The following is a 17575-nucleotide window of genomic DNA, read 5'->3' on the forward strand; positions in this document are numbered from 1 at the left end:
CTGCGTGCAGCTGCCACCATTATTTGTTTAGCGACAAGTCATGGTGGTTAACCCAGGACAGGAGATTCACCATGTTCAAAGTCACACCCAACCCGCCCGACATCGACCCCACATCCCCCTACGAATCCATCGATTCCAGAAAACTCCACGAAGCCGCCGACCGCGCCCTCGACCATTACCTCCTTCCACCCGGCTCCACGCCACCCCCACGCAGAACCCGTGGCATGTACGCGGTAACTGCCGACACCAAAAACGAAGAACTGCTGACTGATGCCAGCGAAACACTCGCCTCGGCCAAGACCATCGCCCAGGATGTCGCTCATCTGTTGCCTGCACCGCAGCGTCGGGCGCTGTTGGGGATTGCGCAGTTGATCATGCTCGGTGAACTGGCGGTGAACCGGGTGCTGGATAACCTCGAAGTGCCAGGCTAACCGGAACCACTGATCGTTCCCACACAGAACTTGTGGACGTTCAGAAACCCTGTGGGAGCTGGCTTGCCAGCGATGGCGTCAGCTCAGCCAACAGCGACGGCGCCTGACACTCCGCTATCGCTGGCAAGCCAGCTCCCACAGAGTTCTTCGGCGTTCCGGTAACCTGGTTGATCGCAAGAACTGAGCACACCCATCCAATTTCCTCCCGACCATCATTGGCATGATTCCAGCCAATGACATTTCAAGGGTCGGGTCATGAATGCCTCAACAGATGAACGGGCACGCGACATCGGTTTGCTGTTCCTGCGGGTCAGCGGCGGATTGTTCCTGCTGTGGGTGCACGGCTTGCCCAAGCTGCTGGATTTCACCGCGCAATTGCAACTGATCGAAGACCCGTTCCACCTCGGATCTCACCTCACGTTGATCCTGGCGATTTTCGCCGAAGTTCTCTGTCCGCTACTGATCGTCGCCGGGTTACTGGCGCGATTGGCCTGCGTGCCTATTCTCTTTGTGCTGCTGGTGGCGTTGCTGGTCGTGCATCCGCAATGGAGTGTGGCCGAGGGGCAGTTCGGCTGGTTACTGCTGATCCTGTTTACCACTGTGTTGATCGCCGGGCCGGGACGGCTGGCGATTCCTGTTCGTTTGCCCGGAGTGCTGCGTTATGCCTGAAGTCCTCAATCCACAAGCACCGGGGGCCGATGAGACGGTCACATTGATTATCAAACACCGGGTCAAGGCCGGTTTCGAGTCGGCGTATGAAGCCTGGCTGCGCAATATCGTCCACGTGGCAGGGCAGCGGGAAGGGCATCTGGGTGTGGACGTGGTGCGCGGCAAGCGCGGTCGTCTCGACTTCTACACCTGCGTGTTGCGCTTCAGCTCCACCGAATCGATGCAAGGCTGGCTGGAGTCGTCGCAGCGTCAGGCGCTGGTCGCCGAAGCCGCACCGATGCTGGCTGATGGCGATCAGACCGAAGTCGCGCCGATCAATGAATTCTGGTTTACCCCATTGGCCGATGCCGCTTCGCCACCGCCGCGCTGGAAGCAAGCTGTGGTCACGCTACTGGTGATTTTGCCGCACACCTTGCTCGTGCCGCTGATCTGGGGGCCGCTGCTGGCGCTGCATCCGCTCTTGTCCAATTACGTGGTCGCCACGTTCCTGATCACCCTGACCATCGTCCTGTCGGTGGTGTACGTGGTAATGCCGCCGGTCACCCGTTTGTTTACGCCGTGGCTCGAAGCCAGCCTGGCCCATGAACACCTCGATTCCCAAGAGACCTCGCCACGCTGAGCACGCGGGGTTTGCTCCTTTTCACTTTGCTTGAGGAACTGCGATGAGCGCCGATCTGATTCTGTTCAATGGCCAATTTCATACCGTCGACCGCACCAAACCGCTGGCCAGTGCCGTGGCCATCACCGACGGCCGCTTCGTGGTCGTCGGCAACGACAACCAGGCCATGGCCCTGCGCGGGCCGAACACGCAAGTGGTCGATATGCATGGCCGTTGTGTGATCCCCGGTCTCAACGACTCGCACTTGCACCTGATTCGTGGCGGTTTGAACTACAATCTCGAACTGCGCTGGGAAGGCGTGCCGTCGCTGGCCGATGCCCTGCGCATGCTCAAGGATCAGGCTGACCGTACGCCGACGCCGCAATGGGTGCGCGTGGTCGGTGGCTGGAACGAATTCCAGTTCGCCGAAAAACGCATGCCGACCCTTGAAGAAATCAATCAGGCCGCGCCGGACACCCCGGTGTTCATCCTGCATTTGTACGACCGTGCGCTGCTCAACCGCGCCGCGCTGCGTGTGGCCGGTTACACCCGCGACACGCCGAACCCGCCGGGTGGCGAGATCGTCCGCGATAGCAATGGCAACCCGACCGGCATGCTGGTCGCGCGGCCAAACGCGATGATTCTCTACTCGACGCTGGCCAAAGGGCCGAAGCTGCCGTTGGAATATCAGGTCAACTCGACCCGCCAGTTCATGCGCGAACTCAATCGCCTCGGCTTGACCAGCGCGATCGATGCCGGCGGTGGTTTCCAGAACTACCCGGACGATTACCAAGTGATCGAGCAACTGGCCAAGGACGACCAGTTGACCGTGCGCATCGCCTACAACCTGTTCACCCAGAAGCCCAAAGAAGAGCTGAGCGATTTCCAGAACTGGACCGGCAGCGTCAAGTTGCATCAGGGCGACGACTTCCTGCGTCACAACGGCGCTGGCGAGATGCTGGTGTTTTCGGCGGCGGACTTCGAAGACTTCCTCGAACCGCGCCCGGACCTGCCGCAAACCATGGAGGAGGAGCTGGAGCCGGTGGTGCGCCACCTGGTCGAACAGCGCTGGCCATTCCGTTTGCACGCCACTTACAACGAATCGATCAGCCGCATGCTCGACGTGTTCGAGAAGGTCAATCGCGACATTCCGTTCAACGGTCTGCCGTGGTTCTTCGACCACGCCGAAACCATCACCCCGCAGAACATCGAGCGGGTGAAGGCATTGGGCGGCGGCATTGCGATTCAGGATCGCATGGCGTTCCAGGGCGAATATTTCGTTGACCGCTATGGCAAGCAAGCTGCCGAAGCGACCCCGCCGATCAAACGCATGCTCGCCGAAGGTGTACCGGTCGGCGCCGGCACTGATGCGACGCGGGTCTCCAGTTACAACCCGTGGACGTCGCTGTACTGGATGGTCAGCGGCCGCACCGTCGGCGGTCTGGCCTTGTACGAAGAAGGTCTGCCGCGCACCACCGCGCTGGAACTGTTCACCCACGGCAGCGCCTGGTTCTCCTCGGAGCAGGGCAAGAAGGGCCAGATCAAGGTCGGCCAACTGGCGGATCTGGCGGCGCTGAGCGCGGACTTCTTCCATGTCGAAGAAGAAGCGATCAAGTGGATCGAATCGGTCATGACCGTGGTCGGCGGCAAGATTGTCTACGCCGCCGGCGACTTCGAAGACCTCGGCCCGCGTTCGATTCCGGTGCTGCCGGACTGGTCGCCTGTCGTGAAGGTTCCGGGCCACTGGCGGCCGAATTCGCCGTTGCAGGCGCAGGTGCACCAGTGCAGCGGCCCGTGCGCCGTACACACCCACAGCCATGAAAAGGCGCGGATGTCGAACGCACCGGTCAGCGATTTCGCCGGTTTCTGGGGCGCGTTCGGCTGTTCCTGCTTCGCCTTCTGATTTCCCCTAAAGCGCCGGCCATCCGGTCGGCGCTTCACGCTTCATCCATCCGTCCATCAGGAGTTTTCCCATGAGCGTTCCTTACACACGTCTGAACAAAGATGATGCGGTTGTACTGCTGGTCGATCACCAGACCGGCCTGATCTCGCTGGTCCAGGATTTCACCCCGAACGAATTCAAGAACAACGTGCTGGCGCTGGGCGACATCGCCAAGTTCTTCAAGCTGCCGACCATCCTCACCACCAGTTTTGACGCAGGTCCAAACGGGCCGATCGTGCCTGAATTGCGTGAGCAGTTCCCGGATGCGCCGTTCATTCAGCGCCCGGGCCAGATCAATGCCTGGGACAACGAAGACTTCGTCAAAGCGATCAAGGCGACGGGTCGCAAGCAACTGATCATCGCCGGTGTGGTGACTGACGTTTGCGTTGCATTCCCGACGCTGTCGGCGATTGCTGAAGGTTATGAAGTGTTTGTCGTGACGGATTCGTCGGGCACCTTCAACACCACCGTGCAGCAAGCGGCGTGGGCGCGGATGTCGGCGGCGGGTGCACACCTGTTGAACTGGTTCTCGGTGGCGTGCGAGCTGCAGGGCGACTGGCGCAATGACATGGAAGGTTTGGCGCATCTGCTGTCGGAGCGTCTGCCGAACTACCGCAACTTGATTAACAGCTATACCAAGTTCACTGCCAAGTAATCGGCTGATCCTGAAAAGCCCCTCACCCTAACCCTCTCCCGGAGGGAGAGGGGACTGACCGAGGGGTTCTTTCGAGGTACGCCGACGTGCAATACCGAGTCGAACTCAGGTCTTGAAAATCCCGGAGATCGGCTTCTTTCGTGGTACGTCGACCTGCAATACCGAGCCGAACTCCGATCTTGAAAAACATGGAGATCGGCTCCCTTTCCCCTCGCCCCCTTGGGGGAGAGGGCTGGGGTGAGGGGGTAGGCTCTTGGTCTTGATCTTGATCTTGATCTTGCCGCTTCAACGCTTCTGCAGCCAACCGAGAAACCCGCCTTTCCTCACCGCCACCGGTTTGCCCATCAACGCGAGGCGACTGTTCTGTTGACGCACCGCCTGCAATTTATTCAACGCCCGACTGACCTCCGTGCGCTGTTCCATGCACTCACGAGTCAGCTTCTTGTCGAGCCGATAAATGATGCTCGACGTCAACGCCGTGAACGTCGCCTGCGACGGCGTATCGGCCAGAATGCTCTGTTCGCCCATGACCTCACTGGGCCCCATTCGCCCGGCCTCGACCTTATTGTCGCCGTCAGGCACGGTGGCACTGACCACCCCGGTGGCGATCACAAAAAGACTGTCCGGCACCTCATCCAGATCCAGCACCACCTGGCCCGCCGCGTACTGTTGCGCGACCATCGATTCGGCGAGGCGATCACGTTCTTCGCTGCTCAGCGAACGGAAGATTTTCACTTCATCGAGCAGCGCGCGGGCACGGGTCGACGGCTCAATTACGCCGTCGGGATGGCGCGAAATGCCCGCCGCTTCGAGATGCCGGTGGGCGAGGTCGAACAGTTGATTGCGCACTTCGCTTTTTTTGCCCAGCTCGGCGATGAAGCCGCTGGCGACGTATTCCGACATGGTTTCACCGGCCTCTTTCAACACGGCTTTCGGCGCCGGACTCAACAACAGAGAACTGCTGCCCTGCAAGGTGCGATCAAGCGCATCCAGTACCCGGCGCGGGCGAATGTGATTTGGCACCTGAATGCTGATCGACACGCCGTGCATGTTGTTCGGGCGGCTGAGGTTGACGATTTTTGCCTTGGCCGCCACCGAGTTCGGCACCACCGCCATGGTCCCGGCGCTGGTCAGCAGGTGCGTAGCGCGCCAGTCGATGTCGAAGACTTTGCCTTCGACGCCGTCGATCACCACGAAATCATCCACCTGATACGGCTTGGTGGTGTTGAGCACGATCCCGGAAAACACATCGGCCAAGGTGCTTTGCAGCGCCAGACCGACAACGATGGCCACCACGCCCGAAGTCGCCAGCAAACCTTTCACCGGCAACTCCAGCACGTAACCGGCAGCGGCGACGGTGGCCACCAGAAACACCAATGCGCCGATCACGTCTTGCAGCAAACGACCGCTATGGCCGATGCGGCGCATCAGCGCCAGGCCGATGACTTCGGTCAGCACCCGCGCCGCGTACAGCCACCAGAAAATCCCCAGCGCCGTCGCACCCAATTGCGCCACGCGGTCATCGGCGAACAGCGGAGCCTGCAACGGACTGACGCCGGCGTTGATCACCAGCGCCGTGAACGCCAGAAACAGCACCAACCGTACACCGACTCTCGGGGCGCGATGGGTGAAGGGCGAGAAGTGCCAGAGCACAGCGTCGAGCAGCAGCAGGGCGCCGCTCCAGGACAGCAGGTGGGTGTAGAAAAATGTCATGACCTTGGCTCCGTGGTGTCTGCAAGTGAAAAGATCGCAGCCTGCGGCAGCGCCTACAGGAGAACGTATTCCAATGTAGGAGCTGTCGCAGGCTGCGATCTTTTGCCGTTATGGATTCAGATGGGTCTTCAGCTCTGCCGCCGCCTGACGCACCGCTGCTTTCACCTCAGGAATCTGACTCAGCGGATTGAGCAAACCAAAGTCATGAATCATCCCGTTGTAACGCACCGAGGTCACCGCCACGCCGGCCGCATCGAGATGCCGCGCATAGCCTTCGCCTTCATCACGCAGCACGTCGAATTCGGCGGTCTGCACCAGTGCGGCAGGCAGGCCCTTGAGCTGTTCGGCGCTGGCGTTCAGCGGCGAAGCATGGATCTGCGCACGCTCGGCGGGGTTGGTGGTGTAGTTGTCCCAGAACCACTGCATCATGCCTTTGGTGAGGAAGTGGCCCTCGGCAAATTGCTGGTACGAACCGTCGTCGAATTGCGCGTTGGTCACCGGCCACATCAGCAGCTGGAAACGCAGCGCCGGGGCTTTCTGTTCCTTGGCCATCAGCGCCACGACCGCCGCCATGTTGCCGCCGACGCTGTTACCGGCTACCGCCAGACGCTTGCCATCGACACCGATGTCTTTGCCGTGCTCGGCCACCCATTTCGTCGCGGCATAGGCCTGGTTGATCGCGGTCGGGTACTGCGCTTCCGGCGACGGCGTGTAGTCGACGTACACCGCAACCGCGCCAGAACCCACCACCAGATCACGAATCAAGCGCTGGTGCGTTGGGTAATCACCGAGGACCCAGCCGCCACCGTGGAAGAACATGAACACCGGCAGCTCGCCTTTGACCTTGGCCGGACGCACCACTTTCAGGTTGATCGTCTGGCCGTCGACCTTGATCGCCTTGTCGCTGACTTCAACACCGGACAAGTCCACCTTCACCGAAGCCTGGGCGCCGGTCAGCACCGCACGTGCGTCTTTCGGGCTCAGTTGTTCAAGGGGTTTGCCACCGCCGGCGGCGAGGGCGTTGAGGAAGGCCTGGGTGTTGTGCTCGACGCCGCTGCTTTCAGCGGCAAAAGCGTTGCCGATGGACAGGGCGAGGAGGGAAGCGGTGAGGGTTTTCTTGACGAGGTTCATGGTGGAAATCCTTTTGAATATTTTTTGATTTATTTGCCTGGGTTGCGGGCTGCTGTGGCGCTGGGCTTCAGGCCTCAGCAACACCGTGAGCACAGATTAATAGGCTGCCGAAAAGTGAAAAAGCGGCTATAAAGCGTTTAACTGTCCACCAGAGAGTGACAATGAACCCGTTCGAAGACATGCGTATTTTTTGCCAGGTCATGGACTCCGGCAGCTTCACCTCAGCGGCTGATCAATTGGGCCTGTCAAAGCAGTTCGTCAGCCGGCGCTTGATGCAGTTGGAAGAGCGCCTCGGCGTGCGATTGTTGAACCGCTCGACCCGGCGTCTGGACGTGACGCCGCTGGGGCAGAGTTACTACGAATCGGCATTGCGCCTGCTCGGTGAAGTCGAACAGGTCGAGCAGGGCATCGCCGGGCAGACCGCCGAGCCGCGCGGTACGATTCGACTGAGCGCGCCGCTGTCGTTTGCTGTGGCGCATCTGGGGTGTTTGCTGCCGATGTTCTTGCAGCGCTATCGTGAGGTCACGGTTGAGGTCGACTTGAGTGATCGCCCGGTGGATTTGCTCGGTGAGGGCTACGATCTGGCGCTGCGCATTGGTGTGCTGGAAGACTCGACACTGATTGCCCGGCGCATCGCGTCGATCGAGCGGGTGTACTGCGCCAGCCCGGCGTATCTCGCCGAGCGCGGCACGCCGCTCCAGCCGGAAGATCTGCACAGCCATGATTGCTTGCCATACGGGCATAGTCGTTCGGTGCAGTGGCGCTTCAACGCGGGGCAGGGCAAGCCTGTGTTGGTCAATGTCACCGGGCGCATGCGCGTGAACAACGGCGAGTTGCTCAGAGATGCGGCGGTGCAGGGGATGGGTATTACGTATTTGCCGACGTTCATTGTTGGCGCGGCGTTGAAGGATGGCCGGCTGGTGCCGGTGCTGGATGATTTGCGTCCCGAGCCGCTGACGTTGTCGGCGGTATATCCGCAGCATCGTCAGGCGTCCAGGCCGGTGCAGGCACTGGTCGAATTCCTGCGCGAACGCCTGAACGAGAGCCACGTCGCCCTCTGAGCTGCGCAATGGTTTTCAAACTCCACAAAACCCCTGTGGGAGCGAGCTTGCTCGCGAAAGCGGTGTGTCATTCAACTCATTCTTCACTGACCCGACGCCTTCGCGAGCAAGCTCGCTCCCACAGGTTTTGTGGTGTTTCTAAAAATCAGTTGGCGCGCTTGTCATCGCCCGGCTCACCGCCGACATGCACGCCGCGATCATCGCCGGCTTCAGCCGCAGCATGGACACCACGATCATCACCGACTTCTCCAGCGCGGTGGACCCCGTGGTCATCGCCGACTTCACCGGCGCGATGCACGCCATGGTCATCTCCCGCTTCAGCATGGGTGCCGTTGCGGCCGGATGAGGCGCTGTCGCCCGAGTGCCCCGAGCCGTGGTCGCTGCCGCTGTGTCCACTGTTGCCGCCGCCACCGCTGCCGCTATTGCCGCCGCCTCCATGGCTGCCGCCGCCACCGCTACCGCCACCATTGCCGCCACCTCCACTTCCACCACTGCCGCCTCCGCCTCCGCCTCCATTTCCTCCACCACCGCCGCTACCTCCACCACCACCGCTTCCCCCATCCTTGGCATGAGCACTGGATACTCCGGACACACTGTCCGGAATGAGTACCGTAGACGCCGACAGAACTGCGCCGATGGCCATTGCGAGCACGAGCTTTTTAATGTGCATATCGTTCTCCGTCTTTGTGGTTTTGTCTGGGAACGCAGTAGTGCGTGGGTGCAGAGATCCGACCCGTTCCCGGGGATCAGTGAATACTCGAAGCCAGTTCGAAAATCGGGATGTACATCAGGATCACGATGACCCCGATCAGCAGTCCGATAAACGTCATCAACAGCGGCTCGAACAGTTTTACGAACCACTCCAGCCAGCGGCTGATTTCCTCGTCGTAGAAGTCGGCGCTGCGTTCCATCATTTGCCCGAGGTTGCCGGACTGTTCACCGGCCCGGAGCAGTCGTAGAGACACCGGCGTCACCAGGTGATTGAGTTCCAGCGCGGAGGACAGCGACTGCCCCTCGCGCACCCGCTCGCAGGCCTGATCCAGCCGCACCCGCGAGGCCACAGTGAGCAAGCCACGGACCATGGCCATGGCGGTCACCAGTGGAATCCCGCCTTGCAGCAAAATCCCCAGCGAGCGATAAAACCGCGCCAGTTCATACATGAAAATCCGCTGGTGCACGGCCGGCAGTTTCTCCACCAGCCGATCCAGCCCACGGCGAAACGCCGGTTGCTTTTGCAGCACGGCGAGGGCGATGACAATTGCCGCCAGCGCACCAAAGAATTCCGCCTGATGCGCATGCAAAAACATGCCGCTGCTCATCAACACCTGCGACAGCCACGGCAGGTTATTCCCCAGCCCTTCGAACACCAGACTGAAGCGCGGCACCACATAGCCCATCAAGAACAGCACCACGCCACCGCCGACTATCAGCAACAGCATCGGGTAGATCGAGGCGCTGATGATTTTCTGCCGCACCTCGTCCATGCGCTGGCGATAACTGACGTAGCGACCGAGCGCATCGCCGACCGCGCCGGTCTTCTCGCTGGACTGTACCAGCGCCACGTACAGCGGCGGGAAAACCGCCGACAACTGGCCCAACGCCTGCGAGAAGGATTTGCCCTCGTACAGCAGGCGCACCAGCTCACTCAAGGTTTTCCGGGCAGCGGGGGCGGTTTCTTTTTCGGCGAGGCTTTCCAGCGCATCGATCAACGGCAGGCCGGCATTCAGCAGGGTGGTCAGTTCCTGGCTGAACAACACCAGATTGAAGGTCTCGCGCTGGCGCAGTTTCAGCGAGCGCCAATGCTTGTCGGCGTGCGAGCTGAGCACACGTAAACCCTGATCCTCGGCGATGCGCCGCGCTTCGCTATCACCGGACGCCTCGACGCTCAACGACACCACGCCCGCCTTTCCGACCGCTTTCAGATGAAATCGCATGGGCCGCGCTCCGCTTACTGCCAGTTAGTCACTTCGGCGTTCTCGCCTTCGCCGCCGGGCTGGCCGTCCTTGCCCATCGACAGCAAGTCGTACTCGCTGTTTTCGCCGGGATAACGGTAAGCGTAATTACGCCCCCACGGATCCTGCGGCAGCTTTTTCTGCAGGTACGGGCCGGTCCATTTCGCCTCGTCACTCGGCGCGGTGACCAAGGCTTGCAAGCCCTGTTCGGTGGACGGGTAGTGGCCGACTTCCAGTCGATAGATATCCAATGCTTTGCTCAGCCCTTCGATCTGCGCCTTGGCGACTTTCACTTCAGAGCGACCGAGTTGGGCGAAGTATTTCGGCGCGACGATCCCGGCCAACAGGCCGAGCACCACCAGCACCACAAGCAATTCGAGCAGGGTAAAACCGCGTTGGCCACGCGGACGAAATTGCAGCTTCATGATGACCTCCCGTGAGTGGCAGCCGTGTCGCCTGAAGGGCTTATGCAATTGCCATGCTCAGCCCCCAATGAAAATCAATGGATAGGCTGTAACCCTTGTAATCCGGGAGTTTCAAGAATCGGCACAGTGCTTGCGTATGGCTCAAACGTGATCGGCCATTGGGGCATTTCCCCCAATTTATCGGGGTCGATCCGGGGAGGCCCGACATGAAAATTATCGCCAGCGGATTGCTCGGTTGTGTGCTGCTCAGCGGCGCCGCGCAGGCCGATGTGTTCATCTCGGTGGACGCCAAGGGCAGCTATGTCCTGTCCAACGTTCACCGGCCCGGACGCACTTACGAACGGGTGATCCACGAGGCTGAATTGCCGGTGGCCAGCCTCGACCAACAGCCGCAAATGATCGCCAACCAGCCCTACGCGGAACTGGTTTCGGCGGCGGCCAAAGTCAATCAATTACCCGAGGCGCTGCTGCACGCGGTGATCAACGCCGAGTCGCATTACAACCCCGGCGCCACTTCAGCCAAAGGCGCGGGCGGACTCATGCAGTTGATGCCCGACACCGCGCGTGAACTGGGCGTGACCGACGTCTACGACCCCAAGGCCAACATCCAGGGCGGAGCGAAATACCTCAAACGCCTGATGACCCTGTTCGACAACGACATTGCCCTCGCCGTAGCGGCCTACAACGCCGGGCCGGACGCGGTGCTCAGCCGTGGCCGGGTGATTCCGCCGTTCGCCGAAACCCAACGTTATGTGCCGAATGTATTGCGTCAGTACCGGCGTCTGCAGGGCCTGGCGATGGATGCGCCGTTGTAATCCCCTACCGGTTTTCCCCACTTTCGGGGCAAACCGGATGGCCCCGAAAAGTGGGGAAAAGGGGTGGGGAATATTCCCCGGACTCTCAAGTGGTCGCGGTAACTGATTGAACAGTAATGAGATTTTTTGTGGCACGCGGATTGCTCCGAGGCATTTGTCGAGAAGTGTTCCCAAGAGCACCCACTACGAGGTTACTGATCATGGTTGGCATTCATCACGCTCCGTCTCTATTGAACTGGCTAGTGATTCTGGCCTCGATGCTCAGCGTCGAGCTGGCCAGCGCGGCCGTGCGCTGTGAGCGCAACCTGGTGGCCAACGTCGTCGCCTTCGATCAACCGTTGATGTTCAACCGCCTCGGTGCGCAGAACATCAACGGCATGATGTTCGCCCTGCGCCGCGATGTCGTTGATGAACATGAGCAGTCGCTGGCTTACGGTGGCGCTGCGGTGCCGGGCAAAGTCTCGCTGCGCCCGGACAAGCGTCCTCGGCCATTAGTGTTGCGGGTGGCGGCGGGTGATTGCCTGACGATCAATCTGCAGAACCTGCTCGACTATCAGGCCAACCCGAACAAGCATTTTGAGAACGAGGGCGAAGAAGAGGGCGTCGAAAACGCCAACGGTGCCGAAGACTTCAAAGTCGACGAGCAAGTGGCGGATCGTCACGTCGGTTTCCAGGTCAACGGCCTGCAAGCGGTGAACAGCATCGATGACATTTCTTCGTTCACCGGGCGTAACGCCAACAGCCTGGTGCCACCTGGCGCGAGCCGTTCCTACACGTTGTTCGCCGAGCGCGAAGGCGCGTTTGCCGTCAGCAGCCGTGGCGCGACGTTTGGCGGCGAGGGCGCGGCCGGCAACGTCGCCAATGGTCTGTTCGGCCAGGTCGTCGTGCTGCCCAAAGGCGGTCGCACTTATCGCAATACCCTCACCGAAGAAGAAATGCGCCTGGCCACGACTGGCCGCGCACCCACCGGCCAACCGATCGTCGACTACCAGGCGCGCTACCCACAGCGCGAACCGTGGCTGCGTGAAGGCAAGGCTGGCACGCCGATCATCGGCATGGTCGATGGCAATGAAGTCATTTCCAGCGAAAGCGATGCGATTGTCATGGGCAGCAACGCCGACGGCAGTTTCCCGCCCAGCACCTATGCGCTGGAGTCGATGGGCAAACGCAACCCGGCGATCCCCAACCGCCTCGAAGCGTTCCGCGATTTCGCTTCGCAATTTCAGGACGAAACCGCCGCCACTCAAGCATTCCCGGCGTATTGGGCTGATCCGGTGATGGCCCATGTGCTGGAGCCGACCCGCGACTCGTTCATGATCAACTACGGTTCCGGCGGCATGGGCGCCGAAGTGGTCGCCAACCGCTTGGGCGTGGGGCCGATGCACGACTGTCTGTCGTGCGCCTATGAAGAATTTTTCCTCAGTTCGCACACCGTCGGCGATGTGGCGATGCTGGTGGATGTGCCGGCCAACACCGGGCTTGAGAACATCGCCCCGGGCCAGATACCGCGCGCCGATCAGATCGGCGTGAAAGCCACCATGGCGCTGTATCCGTCGGAGCCGTCGAACGTCAATCACAGCTACATCGGTGACTTCGTCAAATTCCGCAACACCCACAATGGCCACGAGCAGCACATCTTCCACCTGCACGGCCATCAGTGGCTGTTCAACCCCAATGACGACAACTCCGATTACGTCGACGCCCAGGGCATCGGTCCGGGCGCCGGTTATACCTATGAAATCGCCAACGGTGGTTCGGGCAACCGCAACCGTGTGGCCGGCGATGCGATCTATCACTGCCATTTTTATCCGCATTTTGCCCAGGGTATGTGGGCGATGTGGCGGGTGCACGATGTGTTCGAAGAAGGCACCCGGCTCGATGTTTCGCAGCAGGGCGCCGACGGTTATCACAGCGAACCGTTTGCCCTGCGCAGCGGCAAACCGGCGGCGGGTGCACGGGCCTTGCCCGATGGTGAAATCGTCGCTGGTACGCCGATTCCGGCCATCGTGCCGCTGCCGGGCAAAGCCATGGCGCCAATGCCCGGCAAAGTCGTGGTCGTTCCGAAAATCGGCGAAACCCTGGTCGCCGGCAATGATGACGAAGAGGATGAAGAAGATGGCGAGCACCACGGCGGAAACGCCGGTGGTCAAGCCATCGGCTCACTGGCGCTGGTCGATCGCAGTGAAGCCAATCGCAACGCCGACGGCAGCCTGAAAAATCCTGGCTATCCGTTCTGGATCGGCGGCATGGAAAGTTCGGTCGGCCAACGTCCGCCAACGCCGCCACTGGACATGCTCGACGCCGCCACCGCGCAAGCGCTCAAGGCCAGCGGCAAAGCGCTGTGGGCCAACCTCGACCCGGCGCAATCCGGTGGCTGGAATGGCGGCTTGCAGCGGCACGCACTGGATGGCGTCGCGGCCGGTGGCGAAGCGCACACCGTGACCACGTCACTGGACTTCTCCAAGGAAGTCACTCGCGCCAAACCGATTTACCTGCCGGAAGAAGGCACCGAAGTCGAACAAGCGGCGATGGCTTTCCATGCGAAAAAAGACCACCCAAGCTACGCCTTGCTGCCCGGCAATCAAGTGGTGGCCAAGGCGTTCCGCACCAACGGCGCCTTGCCAATGGCCGGCGCGCCGTACTACGAGCCGTGCATGGACGATCGGCAAAAGCGCCTGACCAGCAGCGCCGGCAGCGGTGAGTTCGCCAGCGGTGAGCGCATCGACGGCATGTCCTTTGTCGGCGCCTCGAGCTTCACCGCCGACCGCCCACGGATCTACAAAGCCGCCAACATTCAGTTCGATGCGGTGTACAACAAGGTCGGTTATCACTTTCCGCAGGCGCGCATTCTCGCGCTGTGGGAAGACGCCTGGCCGGTGATCACCAAGCAGCGTCCACCAGAGCCACTGGTGATGCGCATGAACACTTTCGATTGCGTGCAATACCAGCAAACCAACCTGGTGCCGGCCACTTACGAGATGGACGACTATCAGGTGCGCACGCCAACCGACGTGATCGGTCAGCACATCCACTTGCCGAAGTGGGATCTGACCTCGGCGGACGGCTCGTCCAACGGCTGGAACTACGAGGACGGTGTGCTCTCGCCCGGCGCCGTGCAGGAACGTATTCACGCGATCCGTGAGTTCAATCAGTGCGCCAGTACTGACTCGCGCGACGGCACCCAGGCTTGCCCGAAAGCCAGGAACCATCCGTTCTTCGGCCAGTATGGTCGCGCCGACTGGCTCGGTGCGCGCACGGCGATGCAGCGCTGGTTCGTCGATCCGGTGGTCAACGCCAAAGGCGTCGATCGCGGCCTCGGCACCATCTTCACCCACGACCACCTCGGCCCATCGACGCACCAGCAAATTGGTCTGTACGCCACTGTGTTGGCCGAACCGGCCGGTTCCACCTGGTTCCACGCCGAAACCGGCGAGCCTCTGTACAGCGGCGCGCGTCAGGACGGTGGGCCGACGTCGTGGCAAGCGGTGATCAATACCGGCGACCTCGATGGCGACGGCAAGAACGACAGCTTCCGCGAGTTCTTCCTCGAATACAGCGACTTCCAGCACGCCTATGAAGCTGGCGTCTATGTGGGGGCAGGTCCTAACGGTGTGCCGAATGCGCAAGCGTTCCCGGCGACTGCCGACAGCTTCCGCTACGCGATCAACCCGCCAGTGCGCAACAACGCCAGTAACCTGCTTGAAGGCGTGCTGGAAGTGCAGGGCGGTCAGGTGCCGGGCTGCCCGAGCCGGCCATGTCCGCAGGCGATCTCGGTGGATGATCCGGGCATGTTCGTCGTCAACTATCGCAACGAGCCGCTGGCCCTGCGCGTGTACGACCCGAACAAGGTCGGCCCGGACGGCAAGCGTGGCATGCAGGCCGACGGCCTCGGTGGCGATCTGTCGTTCGCCATGCAAAGCCGCACCGACCGGGCGATCCCGGCGATGAACCTGGCGCCGAATCTGCTCACCTCGGCGACCGGCCCAACCGGCGGCACCACGCTGTTCCCGCCGCACATCAACAAGGGCGGCGCTGAACCTGGCGATCCGTTCACGCCGATGCTGCGTACTTACACCGGCGACAACGTGCGGCTGCGGGTGCATGCCGGCGGCCATGAAGAAGAGCACAACGTCACCCTGCACGGTGTGAAATGGCTGCAGAGCGGTTCCGGTTTCGGCAACAGCTCCAACTCCGGCTGGCGCGCGTCGCAGATGATTGGTATCTCCGAGCAGATGGGCTTCATTGCGCCGGTATCGATGCTGTCCAGTTCGGCAGCGACCACCGGGGATTATCTGTATTCGATGGACGCTTCGATCGAAGGTTACTGGAGCGGCATCTGGGGGGTGATGCGCAACTACACCGCTAAACGCAGCGACTTGTTCGCCATCCCCAACAACCCGAATCCGGCGGGCATGCGCAACACCGTGGCCTTCGAGGGCAGTTGCCCACGGATCAGCGCCAACCCCAACGGTATTGGCACGCGGCCGACGGTACAGCGCAACTACGAGGTGGTCGCGGCGCTGGCCAACGACATTCTCGGCAATACGCTGGGCCTGACCCTCGGCGACCCCGAAGGGCTTGGTCAGCATGTCGGCGGGCCGCTGAATCCAGCGGGTGGCACCCTGGTGCTGAACTCGCGCACGGTGAGCATTCCACAGGTTACCGTGACCGATCCGGAGGATGGCGAAACCATCACCATTGGCGGGCAGAGCGGGCCGCTGCATGACCCGACCGCGATCCTGTATGTGCGCAAATCCGATCTGGATCCGGTGAGTGGCAAGCTGAAACCCGGCATCCCGGTCGAACCGCTGGTGCTGCGTGCGGCGGCGGGGGATTGCATCAACATCACCCTGGAAAACCGTCTGCCGAGCGTGATGCCTGACCTGACGCAAACCGCGGTGATGCAAGGCATGGTCAAGCGTGATCGCAACAGCGGTCTGGGCTCGACCACCTTCAGCAACAACTTGATGCGGCCGTCCAGCCACGTCGGCCTGCACGCACAGTTGCTGGCGTATGACATCACCAAATCCGACGGCGCCAACGTTGGCGGCAACCCAATCCAGACCGTGCCACCGCGCGTCGGCAACAGCGGCGCGTACCCGACGCGTACCTATCAGTACTACGCCGGGCACCTGGAACGTGAAGGCAAACCGGTGACCCAACTGGGGCGCAGCGTCGACAACATCAACGCCACCGCAGTCGAGTTCGGCGGTTTGAATATCACCCCGGCGGACGTGATCAAGCAGCCGCAAAAAGGCCTCGGTGGTGCGATGAGCATCCTGCCGATCGGCGCGACCTGGGTTGACGATGCACGCAAGGTCAACGCCACGGTCACTGCGCCTGGGCAAACGAGCTACCGCGACTTTGCGATGGTCTGGCACAAGGCGTTGAACACCCGTTGGGCCAATGGTCGGCCAGTGGAGGGGATCGCTGCAGAAGGCTTCGGTGTGCCGACCGATCCGCAGGACAACTCCAGCATGGCGATCAACTACAAGACCGAACCGCTGTGGTATCGCTTCGGCCTCGCCCCGGACGCACCGTTTGGTCATGCCGATGGCGCGGGTTATGGCGACATGACCAATGCGCATATGGCCTACAGCAATGCGCTGGTGGGTGGCGATCCGCAGACACCGGTGTTGTATGCCAAACCGGGGCAACCGTTCCGCACGCATATTTTGATGCCGAGCGGTGGCAGTCGCGGCACCACGTTCCAGCTCGACGGGCATGTCTGGTCGGTGAATCCGTTCCAGGCCGAGAAGAGCGATGTCGGTGGTTATCCGATGGGCTCGCCGGGCGTGGGATCGGTGCGCTTCGGCTACAACCCGATGTCGATGTACATCGGCGCCCACGAAAGCGTCCTGCCGGCCGCGCACTTCAGCTTCATGATCCCGAGCGCTGGCGGCAGCAATGCGATTCCCGGTGACTACCTGTTCCGCGACTACGCCGCCTACGGCAATACGTCCGGGTTATGGGGACTGCTGCGCGTGACCAACGAACCGGAACCGGCGCCACCAAGCCAGTAGGCACAAACGCAAGACCTGTAAATGCAAAACCCTGTGGGAGCTGGCTTGCCAGCGATGACGGCGGCACAGGCGCCATTGATGTGACAGAAAGGACGCCATCGCTGGCAAGCCAGCTCCCACAAGGGGCGGTGGTGGGCAGTGAGGATGCGGTAGGAATGCA

The 17575-nt window shown here is 61.4% G+C and carries 13 protein-coding genes; 8 read left to right on the forward strand and 5 right to left on the reverse strand.

What is annotated here, in order from left to right:
• Positions 1 to 71 precede the first annotated feature (71 nt).
• The 5 genes from ACZ0A4_RS05385 to ycaC all read left to right on the forward strand — a co-directional run bounded on the left by ACZ0A4_RS05385 (position 72) and on the right by ycaC (position 4295).
• A complete protein-coding gene (locus tag ACZ0A4_RS05385; RefSeq protein WP_397482160.1) occupies positions 72 to 431 on the forward strand; it encodes a DUF6124 family protein in 360 nt (119 codons plus the stop codon).
• A gap of 255 nt (positions 432 to 686) precedes the next feature.
• Positions 687 to 1100 (forward strand): DoxX family protein, encoded by a 414-nt coding sequence (locus tag ACZ0A4_RS05390; RefSeq protein WP_463573442.1) that lies wholly within the window; start codon positions 687 to 689, stop codon positions 1098 to 1100.
• Positions 1093 to 1719, forward strand: a complete 627-nt coding sequence (locus ACZ0A4_RS05395) for an antibiotic biosynthesis monooxygenase (RefSeq protein WP_463573444.1) — start codon at positions 1093 to 1095, stop codon at positions 1717 to 1719. The genes ACZ0A4_RS05390 and ACZ0A4_RS05395 overlap by 8 nt, the downstream gene beginning before the upstream one ends.
• A gap of 43 nt (positions 1720 to 1762) precedes the next feature.
• Positions 1763 to 3601, forward strand: coding sequence for an amidohydrolase (locus ACZ0A4_RS05400; RefSeq protein WP_016987824.1), 1839 nt, complete (start codon positions 1763 to 1765; stop codon positions 3599 to 3601).
• A 70-nt stretch (positions 3602 to 3671) separates the two neighbouring features.
• Positions 3672 to 4295 carry an isochorismate family cysteine hydrolase YcaC gene (gene ycaC, locus ACZ0A4_RS05405; RefSeq protein ID WP_007913541.1) on the forward strand — a complete coding sequence of 208 codons (624 nt, stop codon included), beginning with the start codon at positions 3672 to 3674 and terminating at the stop codon, positions 4293 to 4295.
• A 285-nt stretch (positions 4296 to 4580) separates the two neighbouring features.
• Here ycaC and ACZ0A4_RS05410 read toward each other — a convergent pair whose 3' ends face one another.
• Entirely contained in the window at positions 4581 to 6008 is a 1428-nt protein-coding gene (locus ACZ0A4_RS05410) for a mechanosensitive ion channel domain-containing protein (RefSeq protein WP_463573445.1), read from the reverse strand.
• Positions 6009 to 6116: 108 nt separating this feature from the next.
• Positions 6117 to 7139 carry an alpha/beta hydrolase gene (locus tag ACZ0A4_RS05415; RefSeq protein WP_463573446.1) on the reverse strand — a complete coding sequence of 341 codons (1023 nt, stop codon included), beginning with the start codon at positions 7137 to 7139 and terminating at the stop codon, positions 6117 to 6119.
• Between the two features lie 161 nt (positions 7140 to 7300).
• Here ACZ0A4_RS05415 and ACZ0A4_RS05420 point away from each other — a divergent pair, with 161 nt between their 5' ends.
• On the forward strand, positions 7301 to 8200 hold the full coding sequence (locus ACZ0A4_RS05420) for a LysR family transcriptional regulator (RefSeq protein WP_463573447.1): 900 nt from the start codon (positions 7301 to 7303) through the stop codon (positions 8198 to 8200).
• A gap of 145 nt (positions 8201 to 8345) precedes the next feature.
• Here the strand turns inward: ACZ0A4_RS05420 and ACZ0A4_RS05425 are convergent, their stop codons facing one another.
• The 3 genes from ACZ0A4_RS05425 to gspG form a co-directional block, all read right to left on the reverse strand.
• Positions 8346 to 8870 carry a hypothetical protein gene (locus ACZ0A4_RS05425; RefSeq protein ID WP_463573448.1) on the reverse strand — a complete coding sequence of 175 codons (525 nt, stop codon included), beginning with the start codon at positions 8868 to 8870 and terminating at the stop codon, positions 8346 to 8348.
• 76 nt (positions 8871 to 8946) lie between these two features.
• Complete coding sequence (locus tag ACZ0A4_RS05430; RefSeq protein WP_463573450.1) at positions 8947 to 10134, reverse strand: type II secretion system F family protein; 1188 nt, start codon at positions 10132 to 10134, stop codon at positions 8947 to 8949.
• Between the two features lie 14 nt (positions 10135 to 10148).
• A complete protein-coding gene (gene gspG / locus ACZ0A4_RS05435; protein ID WP_007913548.1) occupies positions 10149 to 10577 on the reverse strand; it encodes a type II secretion system major pseudopilin GspG in 429 nt (142 codons plus the stop codon).
• Between the two features lie 206 nt (positions 10578 to 10783).
• On the opposite strand from gspG, the gene ACZ0A4_RS05440 reads away from it, so the two are divergent.
• Positions 10784 to 11392 (forward strand): lytic transglycosylase domain-containing protein, encoded by a 609-nt coding sequence (locus tag ACZ0A4_RS05440; RefSeq protein WP_456023965.1) that lies wholly within the window; start codon positions 10784 to 10786, stop codon positions 11390 to 11392.
• Positions 11393 to 11592: 200 nt separating this feature from the next.
• The gene (gene mnxG / locus ACZ0A4_RS05445; RefSeq protein ID WP_463573452.1) at positions 11593 to 17415 is read left to right on the forward strand and encodes a manganese-oxidizing multicopper oxidase MnxG; all 5823 of its coding nucleotides are present in this window, start codon (positions 11593 to 11595) and stop codon (positions 17413 to 17415) included.
• Positions 17416 to 17575: the final 160 nt, after the last annotated feature.

The sequence above is a fragment of the Pseudomonas sp. AC172 genome (genome assembly GCF_979258595.1).

Coding starts and splice junctions, on each gene's coding strand:
- ACZ0A4_RS05385 (WP_397482160.1), top strand. CDS start 72: ATGTTCAAAGTCACACCCAACCCGCCCGACATCGACCCCACATCCCCC.
- ACZ0A4_RS05390 (WP_463573442.1), top strand. CDS start 687: ATGAATGCCTCAACAGATGAACGGGCACGCGACATCGGTTTGCTGTTC.
- ACZ0A4_RS05395 (WP_463573444.1), top strand. CDS start 1,093: ATGCCTGAAGTCCTCAATCCACAAGCACCGGGGGCCGATGAGACGGTC.
- ACZ0A4_RS05400 (WP_016987824.1), top strand. CDS start 1,763: ATGAGCGCCGATCTGATTCTGTTCAATGGCCAATTTCATACCGTCGAC.
- ycaC (WP_007913541.1), top strand. CDS start 3,672: ATGAGCGTTCCTTACACACGTCTGAACAAAGATGATGCGGTTGTACTG.
- ACZ0A4_RS05410 (WP_463573445.1), bottom strand. CDS start 6,008: ATGACATTTTTCTACACCCACCTGCTGTCCTGGAGCGGCGCCCTGCTG.
- ACZ0A4_RS05415 (WP_463573446.1), bottom strand. CDS start 7,139: ATGAACCTCGTCAAGAAAACCCTCACCGCTTCCCTCCTCGCCCTGTCC.
- ACZ0A4_RS05420 (WP_463573447.1), top strand. CDS start 7,301: ATGAACCCGTTCGAAGACATGCGTATTTTTTGCCAGGTCATGGACTCC.
- ACZ0A4_RS05425 (WP_463573448.1), bottom strand. CDS start 8,870: ATGCACATTAAAAAGCTCGTGCTCGCAATGGCCATCGGCGCAGTTCTG.
- ACZ0A4_RS05430 (WP_463573450.1), bottom strand. CDS start 10,134: ATGCGATTTCATCTGAAAGCGGTCGGAAAGGCGGGCGTGGTGTCGTTG.
- gspG (WP_007913548.1), bottom strand. CDS start 10,577: ATGAAGCTGCAATTTCGTCCGCGTGGCCAACGCGGTTTTACCCTGCTC.
- ACZ0A4_RS05440 (WP_456023965.1), top strand. CDS start 10,784: ATGAAAATTATCGCCAGCGGATTGCTCGGTTGTGTGCTGCTCAGCGGC.
- mnxG (WP_463573452.1), top strand. CDS start 11,593: ATGGTTGGCATTCATCACGCTCCGTCTCTATTGAACTGGCTAGTGATT.